This is a genomic window from Caballeronia sp. (assembly GCF_049581465.1).
In the GTDB taxonomy this organism is placed as follows: Bacteria; Pseudomonadota; Gammaproteobacteria; order Burkholderiales; family Burkholderiaceae; genus Caballeronia.
In genome coordinates this window covers 1-1,782 of the sequence record NZ_JBAUSA010000220.1, presented here as the reverse complement: position 1 = coordinate 1,782, position 1,782 = coordinate 1, and the positions used below count along the sequence as shown (strand labels likewise).

Sequence of the window (1,782 nt, the reverse complement as noted above, 5' to 3'; positions counted from 1 at the left end):
GTGTTAGCTTAAAACCGGTCAAAGTAAAGGGGGCACGTGGATCGGCAAAGCAAGGCGATCGCTACGTCGTGTATTGGGAGGGCGATATCGGGTGTGGGCGGTATGCAACCTGTTTTATCCGCTTCATCACGTTCGAGGACGTGAACGCGGGGGATTACTACGCCACTTAACGGATGGGGCTTTTGTGGGACGATAAAAACAATGTTCATTAGCCGGTAGATTTTCGGCAGGTCGGGCTGCACCGCGCAGCCGCCCGGATTCCGGGCGTGTCGGAGAGCGAGGCGCCGCCCAAGATTCATCTGTCCGACTACAGCCGTCCGATCCCTGATAAATATGTCTGCATCGCGACGAAGGCCTCGACGCGGTGCAAGCGCTGGAATAAGCCGAAGGGCTGGCGAGAGGTGATCAGTTTCCTGAAAGAGAAAGGCTACAGGGTGATCTGCATCGACAAGGACGCTGAACAAGGCATAGGCCTGGTGTGGAACCACATTCCCAACGGTGCGGAGGATCAGACCGGGGACATTGCGCTCCTGAGCGCGCTGGCTCAAACATGCGGACTTCTTTGTAGGACTAAGCAGTGATAATGCTGCGGTCTTTCATCGGGTGAATCCCATCATCCTTCGCTCGATTGCGATAGTGGAAATCGGGAACAAGCCGTGGGCAACGAATCGCAATTTGAACGTATCGGTAGACTATGGAGAGATGCAAATAAATTCAATCCATCTCCCAGAACTCGCTCAGTGCGGAATGTCAACGAGGGACCTGTTCAACGGTTGCGAAAGCATCTGTACCGGCGCGTGGATCTATCGGAAGCAAATCGTTAAGTACGGCAACACTTGGGCGGCGGTCGGAGCTTATCTTCTGGCAGTGGTCGCAGGCGACTTCACGGTAATGCGACCGCACGACTAGCGGGACCTGGCAGCGACCACAGTAAGCGGTCGGTTTTGCGCGCAACTCGTTCAATGCGGCTTCGGCGTTGTTGAAGTCATCGAGGAGGGCGTTGAGTTCGGTGTCTTTTCTTGAGATAGTCGCCTCGCGGTCGCGAAGATAGATCTCCGTCTTGTCGGCGCGTGCGGACTCTTTCGCCAGGAGGCGTTGCGCTTCTTCGAGTTGTGCCGTGGTGTTTTGCAGTGTTCCCTGCATTTCGAGTAGTTCGTTCGACTTTTGCTCGAGCGTCTGGACGACCTGCTCGCGCATCTTGGCGAGGAGATCCTCTACGTCTCCCTTGGAGAGCGACCCTTTGGATGCGGCTTGCTTTATCGCATCAACGGCGCTTTCGCTGAGTTCAGGTTCAGCACCGAGCAGCGTGAAGACATTCATTTTGATGTTGTGGAGGTAGGCAGGCAAATGGCCATCAGCCTCAGTGAACCTCTCCTGGACCAGTCCCGCGATACCGATCAGACGGTAGACGTTGCTCCGGCTGTAGCCGAAGGCATTCGCGCAGTGCTCGAAAAACGCCGTTGATTCAGGAATAATTTCCTTGAGCTTTGAAATGCAAACCGCGATGTTAAGGACCGCCCTCGTTGCTTGGTGCTTCGAGATGCGGACGCTCTCTGTTAGCGAGACGACCTGATCATGTTGTTCTGCAGTAAGGCCAGATGGCATCACGAGTTGCAGATGACTCGGCTGTTGATCGACGGTGAATTGAAGTGCGGTGGACATGCGGAACGGCTCCCAAATGCGGAAAGTGTTGTGCTTAACCAGAGTGCCACACGCCCCTGGGCACTCAAGAATCGAAAACGGTCAATTTCAAATCGGCATTCGGAATCCGTAGCTTGAGCG

Annotated in this window: 3 protein-coding genes; all 3 read left to right on the top strand. The window is 54.9% G+C overall.

From position 1 onward, the window contains the following. The first annotated feature begins 266 nt into the window (after positions 1-266). Positions 267-581: a hypothetical protein gene (locus tag WCA53_RS05415; protein ID WP_423906553.1), complete on the top strand. Its 315-nt coding sequence runs from the start codon at positions 267-269 to the stop codon at positions 579-581. Between the two features lie 22 nt (positions 582-603). Then, the gene (locus WCA53_RS05410; protein ID WP_423906548.1) at positions 604-909 is read left to right on the top strand and encodes a lytic transglycosylase domain-containing protein; all 306 of its coding nucleotides are present in this window, start codon (positions 604-606) and stop codon (positions 907-909) included. Between the two features lie 255 nt (positions 910-1,164). Then, on the top strand, positions 1,165-1,464 hold the full coding sequence (locus tag WCA53_RS05405) for a hypothetical protein (RefSeq protein ID WP_423906544.1): 300 nt from the start codon (positions 1,165-1,167) through the stop codon (positions 1,462-1,464). The last annotated feature ends 318 nt before the right edge of the window (positions 1,465-1,782 follow it).